Origin of the sequence: Pseudidiomarina sp. (genome assembly GCF_048267825.1) — a bacterium.
Lineage (GTDB): Bacteria > Pseudomonadota > Gammaproteobacteria > Enterobacterales > Alteromonadaceae > Pseudidiomarina.
Map to the genome: position 1 here is coordinate 101,990 of NZ_JBLWWR010000002.1, position 17,767 is coordinate 119,756.

The following is a 17,767-nucleotide window of genomic DNA, read 5'->3' on the forward strand; positions in this document are numbered from 1 at the left end:
GGGCTTTTAGTTGCGCATTGCCTCTAAAACATAGCAGATCAATTTAATTCGTCAATAGTTAAAGTTTTTGAAATCTTAAAGAAAGGTCAATGGCATGTATATTTTTTGTTAAAGCGCCAGAAGAGATATAGTCGACACCGGTTAATGCTAACTCAGTCAAGCGCTTATCAGTAATGTTGCCGGACACTTCTAAGCGTGTCGAGCCAGTACGTTGTTCTACAGCCGTGTAAATATCATGTAAAGAGAAGTTATCGAGCATAATTATGTCTGCCCCTGCGCGCAGAGCATCATAATATTCGTCTAAATTTTCGACTTCCACTTCGACGGGCTTACCTGGATTTAGTTCGCGAGCTTTACCAATTGCTTGCATAATACCGCCACATGCCATGATGTGGTTTTCTTTAATAAGGTAGGCATCATACAATCCAATACGGTGATTAAAGCCGCCGCCGCAGGCTACGGCGTACTTTAATGCTGTACGCAAACCAGGAACTGTCTTGCGAGTATCCAGCAACCGCGTTTCACTACCTTCTAAATGCCGAACATAATGGGCTGTGGTGGTCGCGATGGCCGATAACGTTTGCAGAAAATTAAGTGCAGTGCGTTCGCCAGTTAGAATGACACGTGCGGGGCCCTCCAGTTCACACAGTACGGAGTCGGCATCAACCATATCGCCATCGGCCACCAACCAGTTTACCGTAACGTCACTGCCGAGCTGCTTAAACACTTCGTTCACCCAATCAACACCGCAGACCACGGCATCTTCTCGGGTAATAATAGTGGCACGCGCTTGTTCGGTGGCAGGTATCAGTTGCGCAGTAATGTCTAAATCAGCAGCGAGTCCGTTTAAGTCTTCTTGCAGGGCGCGCTGCACCATGTGCTCGCGATCAGTGACCAAGAGTGTGGAGTCGACACGGGTTTCCATGGGGAGCCTTTATTTATGTAATGGACGTTGCTTCAGGGTTGCACTTATTTTAGGGGGCGAAAGCGCATCTAACAAGGCGTATTTAGGATTAAAATTCAATCGTAACAACGATAAAGTCGTTGTATGAACCAACGGCAACATCTTGATTAGCAGGAATTCGACCAAATATGTCATGAATGGTTGTACTTTCGGTGTAACCATTCACCACTTGCGTCACGCCAGTTCCATCTCCCCAAATAAACGAATAACTTGCGTCCGTATATAAATTGTAGATAAGCGTGTGCGAGCCATTTACCATTGTGCGTTCGGTAAACACGCCATTGCCACTGCTTAATGATAGTTGGTAGCTGGTAGGAACTGTACAGGTCACCTCAACGGCGCCAGTGCTTTCTGCTGGGCTAATCGAAAGCGCATCATAGGGACCAAAACGTACTCCCTGAGCAGTGAGTGTACACGATGCCGCAGCTTGTTGAATGGAGATAGCTATCACCACCAAAACGCTCAAATATTTATGTGCCCGAACAGCTAAAGACATGGTGTTACTCCTAAATCTACGCGTTTATCCGTAGATTGTGGTATTGGGATATTTATGACACAGGTTACGCGTTTCTTCTGTGCGTAATAATTAACGGTTACTTTAAGTCTATTTTCACTGTCCGGTGGTGCCGACGTTAAATACAGCAAACCATCATAGCCAATCGTCACGGGGGCGTTAGTGGCGTTTAGGAATGCCTGAGCGCCTACTGGAATATATTCACCATTCGTGTCAACGACATTAGCCACAATGCTCATATTGTTTGAGATTGGAAACTCAATAACCACACCGCTTCTATGATACGGCGAAATTTCCTGTTGCAACGACGAAAAATCAGCGTGTAAAGGTATGTCTTTGGCGTCGACACGAATTCGGTTGCGTTGGTAGGCTCGAAGTCTAGGAATCAGCGCTGTACCGTCATGGTCGGTGGTTGCCACGTGTTGGTTGTCTGAATATATACGTACGTTGGGGAATTCGGGCAAGCGCACCAAACCGAAACTATCATGAATTGGTTGGCCAACGGATATGTAACCGCCAACCGCGCTAAGTGATCCGCGAGCAGAAAACCGATATGCGGATGTTTCACGGTTAACCGAGGCCCACTGTGGATTGTTCTCATAGCTAAGCTGATAGTTGCCTACCGGAGTTTTGGCTTGAACTTCGGCTTGCGTAACAGGCTGTGTTAGTAACCCTTGTCTTATGCGATAACCTAAGCCATATCCGGTTGGTGCTTGACGTTGCAATTGAGCATAACCACGTTTTCGATCGGAATATCTTGTAGCTCCTGTCGTGAAGTTAGTACGCTCGCCCAACGGGAAGTTTAATGTCAACGATAATTGGAAATCGTTTTTATCATTCAAAAACTTTACGGCGTTTAATGATAAATACCCCCAATTATTCAGACTTGTTGAATATCCTGCGTTGATAAATGCAACATCTTGTGTGATGCGTTGTTGTTCCGTGTAAGCGACCCTAAAACTGCCTAAGTCCGCCGAAGACCAACTGATGAAGGATGTCAGTTGAAACTCCGGTAGCAGTAAAGATTCCACTTGCGGTGGGTCAATTTGAAAGTCGTTGAATGACTTTTGTGCGTCAACGCCGAAGTTGAATCCGCGGCGCTGATGTTGAACACCAAGCTGAATCAATTGACCGTGACGCCCGTCGCTGCGACTCGCCGCTACAGAAAAGTTAAGTGAATTGTGCCAAGGTAAGGTAAAAACAGAACCTAAGCTAAGCATTTCATAGGCGCTACTAAATCGCGCGGCGTATTCTGCAGTCCAGTTGTTGGAGATACCGATGCGATGATAAGCATTGGCAAGCCAGTGATGATAGTCGCTGTCGGCAAAGCCATAGTTACGACGAATAGAGCCAAGAGCATAGGAATATTCATGCAGTCCCGTGCGCAGCAAGCGCCGGTCGGTGAAATAATTTTGTGTGACCCGCTGTGTGCGGCCAAGGGCGTCAGTTATCACCATCTGCACATCGCCATACCCGGTTATCGTGGGTAAGTCATCAATTGAAAATGGACCCGCTGGAATGTCCCTACGAAACCGTAATGCATCGTTAATGAATAGATCGACCGTTGAGGGTTCCGTTGCTAATCCAGTAAACGCTAGGGTTGGTTGCTTAATGAGCTCAGGTTGCGTTTCGAAGTTGGTTTCCCACTTGATCCCTGCTGCATGCAGGTTACGATTCCATGAAGCAGTGCGTGTTATAAAATCTCCCAAATAGAGTGACGCCATTGCGTCTGGGAAATCGCTTCGCCAAACTGTATCTAAGCGAACCATTTCAGACTGCTGGGTTGCATCGTCATAACGAGCAATGGTTCGATGATTTAGCGTTCCAAAATGGTTGAAAATACCGAGTTCCGCATACCCAGAACCACTGGTTGTGGCGTTGTGCCGATATGCGGTTAGATCGTAATTTAAATAAAAACCAAAATTTGACCGCGTGAGCTGAACGTCTTGCCGTTGGTGGCCTTGTAGATTTAGTTTCGCAAACTGTTGAGCTGGGATTTGAATGTTCAATTGCAATTGGGCGCGATTCAGTAGAAAACCAATCCCCAAGTCGTGAAGTGAATAGTAGTTCTCACCAAAGTACTCTAGGTAACCTGATTTAAGTAATTTCACGCGCCACATTTTTAAATCGCTTTCTGAAATGAGTACGTCGTTGTCTTCAAACGCCAAAGCCAATACGGTACCGAATCCGCTATTGCCGTTAATGTTCACATCTACCCAAAGCTCTTCGAGGGCAAAATCAGCTTCGTAAAAATCGATGACCAAACGTGGTTGAAACCCCTCCATAGCGCGCAGATTAAAAATTTCCGCTACGGTTGGGCGGTAAAAATGAACAGTAAGCTCAACTTGAGTTGCTGAAATGTCAGTAACTAATAGACTTTTGATGGCGTGATGATTTTGTGGAACGATGTTTTTCAGCCAAGACGTCGTATGGTGGGGGCTCGGTAAACTAAGACGCAAGCGAATAATGGTCGCTTGGCTGCCCGAAATTACTTGGGCGTGCATTCCTTCGCGCCCTTCGAATACGAGGCGCGACTTATTTGGCCATTTCCCCAAACGCACTGCATCAATGCTTGATTCAGTGCTCGCAATCGTGCTTTGCGCTTGGGCTGACGGTTGGGAGAATAGCAGGTAACCGACCAGTGCATACGCAATGGCAAAATAGATAATGGGTTGTGAAGCTTTAATGCGGCGGCACAGCCAACGAAATTTCTTTTCCGTGAACAATGGCTTCAACCTGCAACGCTTGGTGAGAATTGAACTGTGATGTTAGTTCCCAACGAAAATGTGCACCGGGTAGAACGTAAACATTACTCGTTGGTGCGGCTGTTTTAAGAACGGCGGGTGCAACCTTAAAATCATTAAGTTTGGCATGGCCATTGCCATGATTATCCACACGCAGGAATTTTTTGCCGTTCAAAGATTCAATACTCCAGGACAGTTGCGCATGCACGGATACTTCGGGCTTCACAAATACGGGAATAGAAATTCGAAGTGCTAAAGCTACCCCAACATTCTGTTGCGAAGGGATTTCTTCAATCATTAAACGATAACTTTTCTCGAGCTTTGAGCCTGGCTTGGTGCGAAGTCCGACACGTAATAACTGTGACTGCTTAGGAGGAATCACAGCAATCGGGGGGGCTGGAAGTATATCTTTAGTTTTTTCCAAGTTGGTTTGAGTGCCGTCATGATGCCACTTATATAAACGCATTTGTATGGTTTTCGGCTCGTTACTTGAGTTTGTTACGGTTATGGATGCGACGCGCTGCTGCGTCGATAAATCTACGCGAACAGGGGAAACCCCAAGCGAGCCAGCTTCGGCAATGTTGAGCAGTCCTAGAATGATTAAAACCACCAGCCAAACTGTGCGTGTGCGCCCCAATAAACTCAGCGGGCTAGTTTGACTAACCCGCTGATCATAACCTTTTATTCGATGTAAAAGGCTCATAAGCATCCTGCTTAGTAAGTTACAGTTACAGTAACAGTGTCGGCGTACGCAGCGGAAACCGCAGCGCTCGGCTGAGCATCAATTTTCCCGTAAACAGTAAAGTTGGTTGGGGTTGATAAACCAGCGCCCGTTACCGATTGGCCAATTGTCGCGCTATCCCACACAGTTGTATGCGCTGAGTCTGTGTATAATCCATACGCAAGAGTGTTGGCTCCGTCGATCATGCTCCAAGTATTTGCTGAAGCTAACGTGACTGTGCCGGTAGAGCCAGAAGTGCAGGCAACATCAAGTGCCGCTGAACCTGTGGTGCCTACCGACGGGTCAAATGCACCGAATGCCAACGGATTGGTCGTGATTTGGCAGCTTGCAGCAACTTCAGCAGTAACTTCAAAGGTTGAAGTTTCGGTTGCAGCATGAGCCGATGCCATTAAGGCTGAAGTAATGATAGTCGTGAGTAAAATCTTTTTCATGTGTTCTCTCCACAAATCTGTGAACGTATAAATACGTTTAAAAAGAACAACATTGAGAGGGGACAGTAAGAGGATGAAAACTGCCACTAAAAACCACAGCAAGCTAAGAAACACCGAGGTGTTTCGCAGTATAAAACGATGTGTGGCGGTTCCTCGATCATGGGCTAATTTGTTAGCCTTTAGACAGGTAACTTTGCGTCGCCACCTTTCGGTGGGTTTGCCTTTATCAACTCAACGTTGCTAAATCAAGAACCAATATTGCAGTTGCTTGTATGGGCATTGTCGTATGAAGTTTGATATAGATCAAATTTACAATGAAAATATTCGGTAAAGACGCGTTCCAAAGTGATCCTTTTCCGGCAAGCCAGATTTGCAAAAAGGTATTATTTTGAGGCTCCTAGAAGAGTTTGAGCTTCCTTTAAATAAAGCTCAAATAGTTTGTAATGTGTGCTATTAAGTATCTGCGTGACATTGACACGCGACTTATTCAGTTTATCCGCTAAATCCTGATGGGTTATCGGCATAAATCTCAGGTAATAGCTGAGCACCTGAGCTTGGGTCGACGTTAACTGCGACAGCAACGTATCAGCAAACTTAGTTGTTAATCTGAACCGATCATCTGTGCCGGGGCTTCCGGTTAGAACCATAAGCCGGTCTTTCTTTAAAGACGCCAGTGCCTGGTTCGATAAGTCTTCGGTTAACCCAACCCCAATTCGTACATCCCAATCATCCTGTTGTTGTTTCGATTTAAGAAATAACCGCAGCAGCATGGCAATATCAAGCGCATGACGTGCTTGCGCCGTTTCGATAACAAAGTGTTTGCCGCGAAACACATCATAGGAAAACGGAACATAGTCATGGAGTAACCGCAGTCCCAATTCAATGTGCGCACTTAAGTGCCGACTGCTTTGGGGCGTATTATTTGGTAAATCGACGACTTCACCGGTCAACACGGCGCGTTTGGACGTCATAGCGGATACTCCCCTCGACTGATATATTAGTAATTGAATATAGTTACATAAATAAAAGTAATCAAATTTAATTACATTTAGATTATTCGAGTCGGTACGTTATTTTGCTTTGAACTTACATCTGATTTATAAAAAGCCTATAAAATTACTGAAGATAAAACTATGGTGGTAGCTGTTGCTTAGCACCGCATTGGTTAGCTTTGGTTAGTTAACGAGGCACAACGAGGCACATGAAGTCACACACATGACAACACCTAACATTAATGATGGCTGGTTATCACAGGCCCAACATCGCGAATCACCCCACGCTGACGAACGCCCCGACGCGAACGACATCAGCGTGTTGGTGGTGCATGGCATTAGTCTGCCAGCCGGCGAATTCGGTGGGCCGTATATCGACGACTTGTTTATGGGAACATTGGATACCAGCGCGCATCCAGATTTCGCTGTGCTTGAGGGGCTGCGTGTTTCCGCGCATTGCTTCATTCGACGCGACGGTGAATTGATTCAATATGTGCCGTTTCATCGTCGTGCATGGCATGCTGGGCGCTCGCATTACTGCGGCCGCCGCCGCTGTAACGACTTCACAATTGGAATAGAGCTTGAGGGAACCGACCACCAGCCCTACACTAATGAACAGTACCAGCGCCTCGCTGAAGTGGCCCGACAACTCATCGAACACTACCCGGGCTTAACGCGGCATCGTATAGTAGGGCACGAACATATTGCGCCAGTGCGCAAAACCGACCCAGGCCCAGCATTTGACTGGCAGCGGTTCCACCAATTGCTCAGTAAGAAGGTATAAGCATGTATTTGTTGGTAATATTGCTTGCATATTCGTTAGAACGAACGCTAGAAATTACCCGTAATTTGCATTGGCGGCGAATCATTTTACGTTGGCAACATTGGCAGGTGCGCGGCACACAACTGGAGGCTTGGCGTCAGCACGATTTAGGCCAAGTGCTCTGGGCAATTATTCCAGCGCTGTTTATCGGTTTTGTGCTGGCGCTCCTCAACAATGTGTTGTTGACCTTCCTGGTAAGTGCAGCCGGCTTACTGGCCGCCATTCAGGCACCCGCCGCGCGTGCAGCTTACAAGCGTTACTTACAGGCCGAATCTGAAGAAGACGGCGCGGAACAAGCACGCCAACTGAAATTATTGCAACAGGCCTCAGGGCTTAAAGAACCCGCCCCGGTTGAACATCTATTGCTATGGATTCATCTGCGGCACTATTTTGCAGTGATGATCTACTTCGTGTTGTTGGGCGTTACCGGTGCATTGGTCTACGCCACGCTGCGTGACATGCGTCACAATAAAAGCCGGCGCTGGCAAACCGTGCATCAAATTATCAACTGGTTACCAACCCGCCTGATGACGTTGGGCTTTCTTCTGGTCGGTAACTTCTCTAAAGCGCTGCCGGTGTGGTTAAGCTCCATTGGCAACAAACCGCAAAACAACTTTATCGCGTTGACCAAGGTAGGCGAACTCGCTGATGACCTCACTGCTCCGACCACTACGGCGCTGGTTAAACGTAACTTCTTGTTATACGTCGTTTTTGTTGCATTATTAACCATTGGCGGTTGGGTTTAGTCGGAATCTGTTTGGTTTTTACGAAACCCTGATCTACAATGTTGGTCTATTGGTATTACCAAAGATAAAAGCAAAAGCGTTATTGGCTGTTGGTTATTGGTTGCTCGAAAAACCCACCGACGAATAACGAATAACCAATAACGACTAACCAGTAACGGGTTTTCATGACATTCAAACGCATTCAGCAGACTAAACTCTCAGATGTGATCATGGAACGCATTGAAGCCATGATTGTTGACGGCACGCTCGAAGCCGGGGCGCGGTTGCCGTCTGAGCGCGATCTTGCCGCACAGTTTTCAGTGTCCCGTCCGAGTTTGCGTGAAGCCATTCAGAAACTTGAAGCACGTGGTTTAGTTGAGCGACGTCAAGGTGGCGGCACTTATGTTTGCGATAACATGCAAGAGCGTGTTGCAGAGCCGTTACTAAACTTGTTAGCGCAGCATCCAGAATCCCAATTTGATTTACTCGAGTTTCGTCATGCCTTAGAGGGCATCTCGTCATATTACGCTGCGTTGCGTGGCACCAGCGCCGACATTGAGGCGATAAAATCAGCGTTCACCGCACTGCAATTAGACCCAGGTGCGGAGCTCGCCGCACAAGCGCAGGCGCTGACCGAGTTTAATTTGCGTATTACCGAAGCCTCGCACAATGTGATCCTGTTGCACTTGGTGCGCAGTATGTTGCCACTGTTGCAGAAAAATATTCTTCAAAACCTGCAGGACCTAGCGCACAAGCCGGGCGTTATGCAGCAATTACACGAACATCGGCAGCAAGTTGTGGCTGCCATTACCGCTGGCGAACCGGAGCAGGCTCGAGAAACCTGCCATCAGTTGCTAGCCTATATTGAACATGCGTTGCTCACCTCGAATCGTGAACAGTCACGAATTCAGCGGTCGCTACGCCGAACTCAGCAAGGGTAAGGACAGAAGTATGACTGACCATTTAAAAGACGACATCGACCCGCAAGAAACGCGCGAGTGGCTTGAAGCCCTCGAGGTCGTGTTGGAAGAAGACGGCGCCGAGCGCGGCCATTTCTTACTCGAATCACTCATTGAAAAGGCTCGCCGAAGCGGTGCGTATCTGCCGTATAACGCAACGACAGCTTACCTGAACACCATTCCTGCTAGTCAAGAGCCAACCATGCCGGGTGACCGCTCAATTGAAGCGCGGGTGCGTGCTGCAATTCGTTGGAACGCATTGGCGATGGTTCTGCGTGGTTCGAAAAAAGACCTCGAATTAGGTGGCCACATTTCAAGTTTTGCTTCTTCAGCCATGCTGTACGATGTTGGTTTTAATCATTTCTTCCGCGCTCCGACTGATCAAGACGGTGGCGACTACCTGTATGTTCAAGGGCACGTTTCGCCGGGCATTTATGCGCGCGCATACCTTGAAGGCCGTATTAGTGAAGAGCAGTTGAATAACTTCCGTCAAGAAGTAGACGGCAAAGGCGTGCCATCGTATCCGCACCCACATTTAATGCCTGATTTTTGGCAGTTCCCAACTGTATCTATGGGCCTTGGTCCCATTCAGGCAATTTATCAGGCACGTTACCTGAAGTACTTAACTGATCGCGGCATTAAAGACTGTTCAAACCAGCGCGTTTATTGCTTCTTGGGCGACGGCGAAGTGGACGAGCCAGAAAGCTTAGGTGCTATTGGCTTGGCAACGCGCGAAGGCTTAGACAACTTAACCTTTATTGTAAACTGTAACTTGCAGCGTTTAGACGGTCCGGTACGTGGTAACGGCAAAATCATTCAAGAGCTGGAAGGTACATTCCGTGGCGCAGGCTGGGAAGTTATCAAGGTAATTTGGGGGCGCTACTGGGATCCATTGTTGTACCGTGATACCGAAGGCAAGCTTGCTGAAATTATGCAAAACAGCGTCGACGGCGAATACCAGAACTACAAAGCGAAGGGCGGTGCCTATACCCGTGAGCATTTCTTCGGCAAAACCGAAGAAACCAAAGCGATGGTTTCAAACCTGACCGACGAAGACATCTGGCGCTTAAACCGCGGTGGCCATGACCCAATGAAAGTTTACGCGGCATATCATAAAGCCGTGAACACCAAAGGCCGCCCACAGGTCATCCTTGCTAAAACCGTTAAGGGTTATGGCATGGGCACAGCGGGTGAAGGTAAAAACATTGCGCACCAAGTGAAGAAGATGGACATGGAGGCAATTAAACACTTCCGTGACCGCTTTAATATTCCTATTAAAGACAGCGAACTTGAAGACATTCCATTGTACAAGTTCCCAGACGACAGCGAAGAAATGAAGTACATGCGCGAGCGCCGTGAAGCGCTTGGCGGCTTCATGCCGAAACGTCTACCGAAAACCGACGTTGAACTAGAGATTCCTTCATTAAAAGCATTTGAAGCTGTAACCAAAGGTTCAGGCGATCGTGAAATCTCCAGCACCATGGCGTTTGTACGTGTTCTTACTGCGCTGTTGAAAGACAAGAAGATTGGCCAACGCATTGTGCCAATCATTCCAGACGAGGCCCGTACCTTTGGTATGGAAGGCTTGTTCCGTCAAGTGGGTATTTATTCCAGCCAAGGCCAGAAGTACGAACCACAAGACGCGGATCAAGTTGCCTACTACCGCGAAGATACCAAGGGCCAAGTACTGCAAGAAGGTATCAATGAGCTCGGCGCTATGGCGTCATGGGTTGCAGCAGCCACCAGCTACTCTACCAACAACGAGCCGATGATTCCGTTCTACATCTACTACTCCATGTTTGGTTTCCAACGTGTGGGTGACTTGGTGTGGGCTGCCGGTGATAGCCAAGCACGCGGCTTCTTAGTCGGCGGTACTGCAGGGCGAACCACGCTCAATGGTGAAGGTTTACAACACCAAGACGGCAGTAGCCACATCCTGTTCAACACCGTGCCGAACTGTATTACGTACGACCCAACCTATGGCTACGAAGTGGCAGTTATCGTGCAAGACGGTTTACGCCGTATGTATGGTGAACAAGAGAATGTGTTCTATTACCTGACTGTTATGAACGAGAACTACAAACAGCCGGAAATGCCAGAAGGCGTTGAAGAAGGCATTGTTAAAGGTATTTATGAGTTCGAAACAGTAAAAGCCTCGGGTAAAGCGAAAGGCGAAGTACAGCTGGTTGGCTCTGGCACAATTTTGGAGCAGGTACGTGCTGCTGCGAAGTTGTTGGCAGATGACTTTAGCATTACCGCAAAAGTTTACAGCGCGACGTCGTTTAATGAATTGGCCCGTGACGGTTATGACGTTGAACGCCATAACATGCTGCACCCAGGTAAGAAGCAGAAAACCGCTTATGTAACCAAAGTGTTTGAAAAAGCCAAAGGCCCAACCATTGCGGCAACGGATTACATGAAGCAATACGCGGATCAAATCCGTGCATGGATGCCAACACCTTATCGTGTATTGGGTACGGACGGTTTCGGTCGTTCAGACAGCCGTGAAAACTTACGCCGTCATTTTGAAGTGAATCCACAGTACATTGTTGTTGCTGCTCTAACTGAGCTGGCGAAGGCGGGCGATATTGATGCCAAGGTCGCTGAAAAAGCGATCAAGGAATACGGCATCGATACCAATAAAATCAACCCACTGTACGCGTAAGCAACGGGAGCGGAGGCAAGCATGGCAGATTTAAAAGAAGTAAAAGCCCCCGATGTGGGCGGTGATGAAGTTGAAGTCATAGAAATTTTGGTGAGCAAAGGCGATAGCCTGGAAGCCGAAGACTCACTGATCACAGTTGAAAGCGACAAAGCATCGATGGACATCCCAGCACCGTTTGCCGGTGTTGTGGCTGAACTGAAGGTTAAAGTCGGCGACAAAATCAAAGAAGGCGACCTGTTGGCAATGTTCGAAGCGGCAGCAGGCGATGCTGACTCAGCAGACGAACCGGTGTCTGACACCGCGCAAGCGGGTTCTGATACCCAATCTCCCAGCGGCGAAGGCGCTGACAGTGATGCTGAAAAAGTAAGTGAGGGGTCAGGCACGGCTGACGCCAAGCCAGACCCCGATAGCGGAAGTGACGAGAGCAGCTCTGAACCGGCAGCGAAGAAAGTGATTGAAGTTAACGTGCCGGACATTGGTGAAGACGGTGAAGTTGATGTTATCGAAGTGCTCGTCAAAGAAGGCGATGAAATTAACGCAGAAGACGGCCTCATCACGCTTGAAACCGACAAAGCAACCATGGACGTGCCAAGCCCGGAAGCGGGTGTGGTTAAGTCTGTAGAAGTAAAAGTCGGTGACAAAGTGAAACAAGGCTCGCTCGTCATAAAACTCGAAACCTCAGCCAAATCGGGGTCTGATACCGCGGAAGCGGTGTCTGACCCCCAATCTCACAGCGGCAAAGCCGCTGACAGCGACTCTGAAAAAACCGATCGCAAACCACCGGTGCCCGATCACCCGCTGGACAAAAAATCGAAAGCCGAAGGCCTAGCTTATGCGTCACCTGCAGTACGCCGTTTGGCGAACGAGTTTGGCGTTGACTTGAACAAAGTCAAAGGCTCGGGCCGCAAAGAACGTATCCTTAAAGAAGACGTGCAAGAATTCGTGAAATACGAACTGTCACGCCCGAAAGCGAACGCATCAAGCGGTGTTGCACAAGGTGAAGGCGGTCTGCAAGTCATTGCGCCACCGAAAGTTGATTTCAGCAAGTTTGGTGAAATTGAAGAAGTGCCACTAACGCGCATTCAGAAAATTTCAGGCCCAAATCTGCATCGCAACTGGGTAACCATCCCGCACGTGACGCAGTTTGATGAAGCTGATATCACCGAGCTGGAAGCATTCCGCAAGCAAGAAAACGAACTGCAGGCGAAGAAGAAAGACGGCGTGAAAATCACCCCGTTGGTTTTCATCATGAAAGCTGTTGCCAAGGCATTGCGCGAGTACCCTGTCTTTAACGCGTCATTGGCGCCGGATGGCGAACACTTGATTATGAAAAAGTACGTGCACATCGGTATCGCGGTGGACACGCCAAATGGTCTGGTTGTGCCGGTTATCCGTGATGTCGATAAAAAAGGCATTTATGAACTGTCTGACGAGCTACTCGAAGTTAGTGCGAAAGCACGTGACGGCAAGCTTAAAGCACAAGACATGCAAGGCGGTTGCTTCTCAATCTCAAGCCTTGGCGGTATCGGTGGAACAGCGTTCACGCCAATTGTGAATGCGCCAGATGTTGCCATCTTAGGCGTGTCGAAAAGCGAAATGAAACCGAAGTGGAATGGCAAAGATTTTGATCCACGCCTGATGTTACCACTTAGCCTGAGCTATGATCACCGTGTAATTGATGGCGCCGTAGCCGCGCGTTTCAGCGTGTACTTGAGCGCCGTGCTGTCGGATATTCGTAAATTGGTTCTATAAATTAAACAAATTGTGCAGGGGCTGTTATAATCAGCCCCACGTTTTTACCGGATTCAGATGAGGTTGTTATGAGCAAAGAAGTGAAGGCACAAGTAGTCGTTCTTGGTGGCGGCCCAGGTGGTTACTCAGCAGCATTCCGTGCTGCAGACTTAGGTTTAGAAACCGTAATGGTTGAGCGCTATAGCACCTTAGGTGGTGTTTGCTTGAACGTCGGCTGTATCCCTTCGAAAGCCTTGTTGCACATTGCTAAGCACATTGAAGATGCGAAGCACATGGGTGCAGAAGGCGTTGAATTCGGTAAGCCAAAAATCGACCTCGATAAAATCCGTACGCACAAAGAAAAAGTTATTGGTCAATTGACGGGTGGCTTAGGCCAAATGTCGAAAATGCGCAAAGTGAAAGTTGTTAATGGCGTGGGCGAATTTGCTAGCGACAAGCAACTGAAAGTTAAAGACGCAGACGGTAACGAAACGGTCATCAACTTCGAGCACGCGATTATCGCAGCTGGCTCACAGTCAATTAAATTGCCATTTGTACCGCATGACGACGAGCGCATCTGGGACTCTACCGATGCACTGGAACTGCCATTCGTACCAGGCCGCATGCTGATTTTAGGCGGCGGTATCATTGGTTTAGAAATGGGCTGTGTGTACAGCGCATTGGGCGCGAAAGTTGACGTGGTTGAAATGACCGAGCAACTGATTCCGCCAGCAGACAAAGACATCATCAAGTCGTTCACCAAGTCAATTTCTAAGAAATTCGACAACATTATGCTGAACACCAAAGCGGCGAAAGTTGAAGCCAAGAAAGACGGCATTCACGTGACGTTTGAAGGCGACAAAGCGCCTGAGAAACCAGTGAAGTATGACGCAGTATTGGTTGCTGTTGGTCGTGCACCAAACGGTGACAAAGTAGGTGCTGAAAACGCGGGCGTGAAAGTAACTGACCGTGGCTTTATTGAAGTAGACAACCAGCTTCGCACCAACGTGAAGAACATCTTCGCAATCGGTGACTTAGTGGGTCAGCCAATGCTTGCACACAAAGCTGTACACGAAGGCCACGTTGCAGCCGAAGTTATTGCGGGCAAGAAACACTTCTTTGATCCGAAAGTTATTCCTTCAATTGCTTATACCGACCCTGAAGTTGCATGGGCAGGCTTAACTGAGAAAGAAGCGAAAGAACAAGGTGTTGAGTACGAAGCAGCAGTATTCCCATGGTCAGCTTCTGGCCGCGCTATTGCACAAGGCGCAACAGATGGTTTCACCAAATTGTTGTTTGATAAGAACAACCGCATCATTGGTGGCGCAATTGTTGGCTCTAACGCTGGTGAGCTATTGGGCGAAATCTGCTTGGCCATCGAAATGGGCTGTGATGCAGAAGACATCGCATTAACTATTCATGCGCACCCAACCTTGCATGAATCAGTTGGCCTTGCCGCTGAAGTATTCGAAGGCTCAATTACTGACCTACCGAATAAGAAAGCGAAAAAGTAACGACTGCCGATTTGGCACTTGGTTAACATTTTGCGACAAAAAAGCCCGCAGATGCGATGCATCTGCGGGCTTTTCTATTGTGCATCTTGGTAGCTTGGCTTATGGTAGAAAGGTTAACCGAAAATCCACTGTGAATAACGACGGAGGCATTTATGGCCAACGAAGGGTATCACGAACCGTTCGAGTTATTGTCGGAAGAAACCCGCGATATGCATCGAGCAATTGTGTCACTAATGGAAGAATTGGAAGCAGTCGATTGGTATAACCAACGTATCGATGTGTGTAAGGATGACGAGTTAAGAAAAATTCTTATTCACAATCGTGACGAAGAAAAAGAGCACGCTGCCATGACCCTGGAATGGATTCGGCGCCGTGACAAAGTTTTTGATGAAGAGCTTAAAGAATACCTATTTACCGAAGAAGTAATAGGTCACTAAAATAAACGGGGATATTATGAACAAAGTCAGTACTATTGCGCTAAGCGTAGCATTAGCATTGGGTGTAGCTGCATGCTCACCACAGCAATCTGAACAACAACAAACCCAACAAGAACAGCCGCAGAAGCAATTAACGTCAGGCTTGAACCTTGAAGCATTCAATACCGACGTACGTCCACAAGACGACTTGTTCCACTATGTGAATGGTACATGGTATGACAATGCTGAAATGCCAGCAGATAAGTCACGTATCGGTTCATTCTTAGAGCTGCGTGAAGAAAACCAGGAACGCTTGCGCAAAATTATTGAAGAAGCCTCGGCAAAAGCTGCCGAAGAAGGCGGCAATGCGCAAAAAATAGGTGACTTTTTCAATAGCTATATGGACGTCGAAAAGCTGAACAGCTTGGGCTACACGCCGATAGCTGCTGATCTACAAGCAACCGCCCAAGTAAGAAATCACGCCGAAGCGGCAGCACGCATGGCTGAATTAACCAAGCTTGGCGTAAGTTCTCCGTTCGGTTTTTACGTGTATCCAGATGCCAAAGACCCAGAAATCAATGCGATGTATATGTCGCAATCTGGTTTAGGTCTGCCTGATCGCGACTACTATCTGAAAGACGACGAAAAATTCGTAGAAATTCGCAAGCAATACCAAGCCTATATCGCCGATGTACTTGCGCTGGTTGATTATGAGCAGGCTGAAGAAGCTGCTGCTGCGATACTCGAATTAGAAACCAAACTTGCCGAAGCGCAGTGGAGCCGAGTAGAAAGCCGCAACGCAGACAAAACCTACAACAAAAAGTCGTTGGCAGAATTAGCGACAATGTTTGATGCATTTGACTTTGCAACGTGGGCTGAAACCACAGGCGCCAATGTAGCAAGCGACATTATTGTGCGTCAGCCAAGCTACTTTGAAAGTTTCGGTGAAATGTTTGACGAAGTCAGCGTGGATACGTGGAAACACTACATGACGTTGAAAACTGTTGATCGTTTCGCGTCAGCGCTAACCGAAGAAATTAACGACCGTCGCTTTGACTTTTATGGTCAAGTATTGCGTGGCACACCAGAACAAGAGCCACGTTGGAAGCGCGGTGTTGATGCAACCGATAACGCGTTAGGTGAAGTTTTGGGTCAACTTTACGTTGCTGAGTATTTTCCACCAGCGGCAAAAGCTCGCATGGAAGAGTTGGTTGATAACTTGATTGTTGCCTACGGTGATTCAATCAAAGATCTGGAGTGGATGACTGAGGAAACCAAGCAGAAAGCGCTGGAAAAACTGAGCAAGTTTACGCCGTACATTGGTTACCCAAGCGAATGGCGTGATTATTCAGGCCTCGTTGTTTCTGCAGATGATTTGGTTGGTAACTACAAGCGCTCATACGCGTTTGATTATCAAGAAAACATCAGCAAAATTGGTCAGCCAGTTAAAGAAGAAGACTGGGGCATGACGCCGCAAACTGTAAACGCTTACTACAGCCCAGTACGCAACGAAATTGTATTCCCGGCAGGCATCTTGCAACCGCCATTTTTCGACATGAATGCGGAAGACGCTGTGAACTACGGTGGTATCGGTGCAGTAATTGGTCATGAATTAGGCCATGGTTTTGATGACCAAGGTTCTAAATATGACGGCGACGGTAACCTAAGCAGCTGGTGGACAGACTCAGATCGCGAAGCATTTGATGCGCGTGGTTCAATGCTTGCAGCTCAGTACGATAGCTACGAAGTTATTCCAGATACGTTCATCAACGGCAAATTAACCTTAGGTGAGAACATCGGTGATTTAGCTGGTTTAACCATTGCGTATCGCGCCTATCAAACGTCGTTAAACGGCGAAGAGTCACCAGTGATGGACGGTTACACTGGCGAGCAGCGCGTGTTCTTGGGTTGGGCACAAGTGTGGAAAACCAAAGCGCGTGACGAATATGTTCGTAACCAAGTATTAAGTGACCCGCATTCGCCAGCTGATTATCGCGTAAACGGCACTGTGGTCAACATCCCAGCGTTTTACGAAGCATTTGACGTGAAACCAGGTGATGACTTGTACTTGCCACCGGAACAGCGTGTAACTATCTGGTAATTGCACCAGAGATAGGTTTATAATCAAAACCATGAACACATTGTTGAAGCTGATGATTATTGCAAGTTTGCTGCTGGCCCCATTTTCGGGGTCAGCGCAAGCTGCTGCGCCATTGTCAGCCTCAATGATGTCTCATCATGCCATGATGGACACGGCAACTTCGGATGACCAACAGCAACATGACTGTTGTGAACAGCCAGCGGTTGAAGCAACCACCATGCACCAGAGTTGTGACAATAGCTGTAGCGATTGTCAGCACCATTGCAGCTCGTCAGCGGGAGCATTAGTTGCTCGCTTTGCTGTCGACGCCTTATACCATCCGGTTACTCTGTGGCCTGCCGTGAATGCAGTGCTGCTAACCCGTAGCGAAACATCGCTGCGCCCCCCTATGTCTGCTTAGTTAACACGTTTCGTTCTGCGAACCATGTTGGTTCGTGTGTTGTGAT

The 17,767-nt window shown here is 47.9% G+C and carries 15 protein-coding genes and 1 riboswitch; of the genes, 9 read left to right on the forward strand and 6 right to left on the reverse strand.

Annotated features, from left to right (window positions below; translation table 11 throughout):
* Positions 1-58: 58 nt before the first annotated feature.
* From nadC to ACN0UN_RS03420, 6 genes are all read right to left on the reverse strand, one after another.
* A complete protein-coding gene (gene nadC / locus ACN0UN_RS03395) occupies positions 59-925 on the reverse strand; it encodes a carboxylating nicotinate-nucleotide diphosphorylase (protein WP_417658738.1) in 867 nt (288 codons plus the stop codon).
* Between the two features lie 88 nt (positions 926-1,013).
* A complete protein-coding gene (locus ACN0UN_RS03400) occupies positions 1,014-1,460 on the reverse strand; it encodes a spore coat U domain-containing protein (RefSeq protein ID WP_417658739.1) in 447 nt (148 codons plus the stop codon).
* Positions 1,451-4,204: a fimbria/pilus outer membrane usher protein gene (locus tag ACN0UN_RS03405; RefSeq protein WP_417658740.1), complete on the reverse strand. Its 2,754-nt coding sequence runs from the start codon at positions 4,202-4,204 to the stop codon at positions 1,451-1,453. Before ACN0UN_RS03405 ends, ACN0UN_RS03400 begins: the two co-directional genes overlap by 10 nt.
* Positions 4,161-4,925 (reverse strand): molecular chaperone, encoded by a 765-nt coding sequence (locus tag ACN0UN_RS03410; RefSeq protein WP_417658741.1) that lies wholly within the window; start codon positions 4,923-4,925, stop codon positions 4,161-4,163. Before ACN0UN_RS03410 ends, ACN0UN_RS03405 begins: the two co-directional genes overlap by 44 nt.
* An 11-nt stretch (positions 4,926-4,936) precedes the next feature.
* On the reverse strand, positions 4,937-5,395 hold the full coding sequence (locus ACN0UN_RS03415; RefSeq protein ID WP_417658742.1) for a spore coat U domain-containing protein: 459 nt from the start codon (positions 5,393-5,395) through the stop codon (positions 4,937-4,939).
* Positions 5,396-5,536: 141 nt separating this feature from the next.
* Positions 5,537-5,627: riboswitch (cyclic di-GMP riboswitch) on the reverse strand.
* 151 nt (positions 5,628-5,778) lie between these two features.
* Entirely contained in the window at positions 5,779-6,366 is a 588-nt protein-coding gene (locus tag ACN0UN_RS03420) for a sigma factor-like helix-turn-helix DNA-binding protein (RefSeq protein ID WP_417658743.1), read from the reverse strand.
* 244 nt (positions 6,367-6,610) lie between these two features.
* Here ACN0UN_RS03420 and ampD point away from each other — a divergent pair, with 244 nt between their 5' ends.
* From ampD to ACN0UN_RS03465, 9 genes are all read left to right on the forward strand, one after another.
* Positions 6,611-7,171, forward strand: a complete 561-nt coding sequence (gene ampD / locus ACN0UN_RS03425; protein WP_417658744.1) for a 1,6-anhydro-N-acetylmuramyl-L-alanine amidase AmpD — start codon at positions 6,611-6,613, stop codon at positions 7,169-7,171.
* 2 nt (positions 7,172-7,173) lie between these two features.
* Positions 7,174-7,956, forward strand: coding sequence for a regulatory signaling modulator protein AmpE (gene ampE / locus ACN0UN_RS03430; protein WP_417658745.1), 783 nt, complete (start codon positions 7,174-7,176; stop codon positions 7,954-7,956).
* A gap of 164 nt (positions 7,957-8,120) precedes the next feature.
* Positions 8,121-8,876 carry a pyruvate dehydrogenase complex transcriptional repressor PdhR gene (pdhR, locus tag ACN0UN_RS03435; protein WP_417658746.1) on the forward strand — a complete coding sequence of 252 codons (756 nt, stop codon included), beginning with the start codon at positions 8,121-8,123 and terminating at the stop codon, positions 8,874-8,876.
* 10 nt (positions 8,877-8,886) lie between these two features.
* Positions 8,887-11,559 (forward strand): pyruvate dehydrogenase (acetyl-transferring), homodimeric type, encoded by a 2,673-nt coding sequence (aceE, locus tag ACN0UN_RS03440; protein ID WP_417658747.1) that lies wholly within the window; start codon positions 8,887-8,889, stop codon positions 11,557-11,559.
* Positions 11,560-11,580: 21 nt separating this feature from the next.
* Positions 11,581-13,311 carry a dihydrolipoyllysine-residue acetyltransferase gene (gene aceF, locus ACN0UN_RS03445; RefSeq protein WP_417658748.1) on the forward strand — a complete coding sequence of 577 codons (1,731 nt, stop codon included), beginning with the start codon at positions 11,581-11,583 and terminating at the stop codon, positions 13,309-13,311.
* Positions 13,312-13,379: 68 nt separating this feature from the next.
* Positions 13,380-14,804 carry a dihydrolipoyl dehydrogenase gene (lpdA, locus tag ACN0UN_RS03450; protein WP_128352119.1) on the forward strand — a complete coding sequence of 475 codons (1,425 nt, stop codon included), beginning with the start codon at positions 13,380-13,382 and terminating at the stop codon, positions 14,802-14,804.
* A gap of 152 nt (positions 14,805-14,956) precedes the next feature.
* Complete coding sequence (locus ACN0UN_RS03455) at positions 14,957-15,241, forward strand: encapsulin-associated ferritin-like protein (RefSeq protein ID WP_128352116.1); 285 nt, start codon at positions 14,957-14,959, stop codon at positions 15,239-15,241.
* A 16-nt stretch (positions 15,242-15,257) separates the two neighbouring features.
* Positions 15,258-17,321, forward strand: coding sequence for a M13 family metallopeptidase (locus ACN0UN_RS03460; protein ID WP_417658749.1), 2,064 nt, complete (start codon positions 15,258-15,260; stop codon positions 17,319-17,321).
* Positions 17,322-17,352: 31 nt separating this feature from the next.
* A complete protein-coding gene (locus ACN0UN_RS03465) occupies positions 17,353-17,721 on the forward strand; it encodes a hypothetical protein (RefSeq protein WP_417658750.1) in 369 nt (122 codons plus the stop codon).
* Positions 17,722-17,767: the final 46 nt, after the last annotated feature.

Excerpts from the sequence above, each read along its gene's own strand:
- nadC (WP_417658738.1), bottom strand. The coding sequence starts at position 925 with ATGGAAACCCGTGTCGACTCCACACTCTTGGTCACTGATCGCGAGCAC.
- ACN0UN_RS03400 (WP_417658739.1), bottom strand. The coding sequence starts at position 1,460 with ATGTCTTTAGCTGTTCGGGCACATAAATATTTGAGCGTTTTGGTGGTG.
- ACN0UN_RS03410 (WP_417658741.1), bottom strand. The coding sequence starts at position 4,925 with ATGAGCCTTTTACATCGAATAAAAGGTTATGATCAGCGGGTTAGTCAA.
- ACN0UN_RS03415 (WP_417658742.1), bottom strand. The coding sequence starts at position 5,395 with ATGAAAAAGATTTTACTCACGACTATCATTACTTCAGCCTTAATGGCA.
- ACN0UN_RS03420 (WP_417658743.1), bottom strand. The coding sequence starts at position 6,366 with ATGACGTCCAAACGCGCCGTGTTGACCGGTGAAGTCGTCGATTTACCA.
- ampD (WP_417658744.1), top strand. The coding sequence starts at position 6,611 with ATGACAACACCTAACATTAATGATGGCTGGTTATCACAGGCCCAACAT.
- ampE (WP_417658745.1), top strand. The coding sequence starts at position 7,174 with ATGTATTTGTTGGTAATATTGCTTGCATATTCGTTAGAACGAACGCTA.
- pdhR (WP_417658746.1), top strand. The coding sequence starts at position 8,121 with ATGACATTCAAACGCATTCAGCAGACTAAACTCTCAGATGTGATCATG.
- aceE (WP_417658747.1), top strand. The coding sequence starts at position 8,887 with ATGACTGACCATTTAAAAGACGACATCGACCCGCAAGAAACGCGCGAG.
- aceF (WP_417658748.1), top strand. The coding sequence starts at position 11,581 with ATGGCAGATTTAAAAGAAGTAAAAGCCCCCGATGTGGGCGGTGATGAA.
- lpdA (WP_128352119.1), top strand. The coding sequence starts at position 13,380 with ATGAGCAAAGAAGTGAAGGCACAAGTAGTCGTTCTTGGTGGCGGCCCA.
- ACN0UN_RS03455 (WP_128352116.1), top strand. The coding sequence starts at position 14,957 with ATGGCCAACGAAGGGTATCACGAACCGTTCGAGTTATTGTCGGAAGAA.
- ACN0UN_RS03460 (WP_417658749.1), top strand. The coding sequence starts at position 15,258 with ATGAACAAAGTCAGTACTATTGCGCTAAGCGTAGCATTAGCATTGGGT.
- ACN0UN_RS03465 (WP_417658750.1), top strand. The coding sequence starts at position 17,353 with ATGAACACATTGTTGAAGCTGATGATTATTGCAAGTTTGCTGCTGGCC.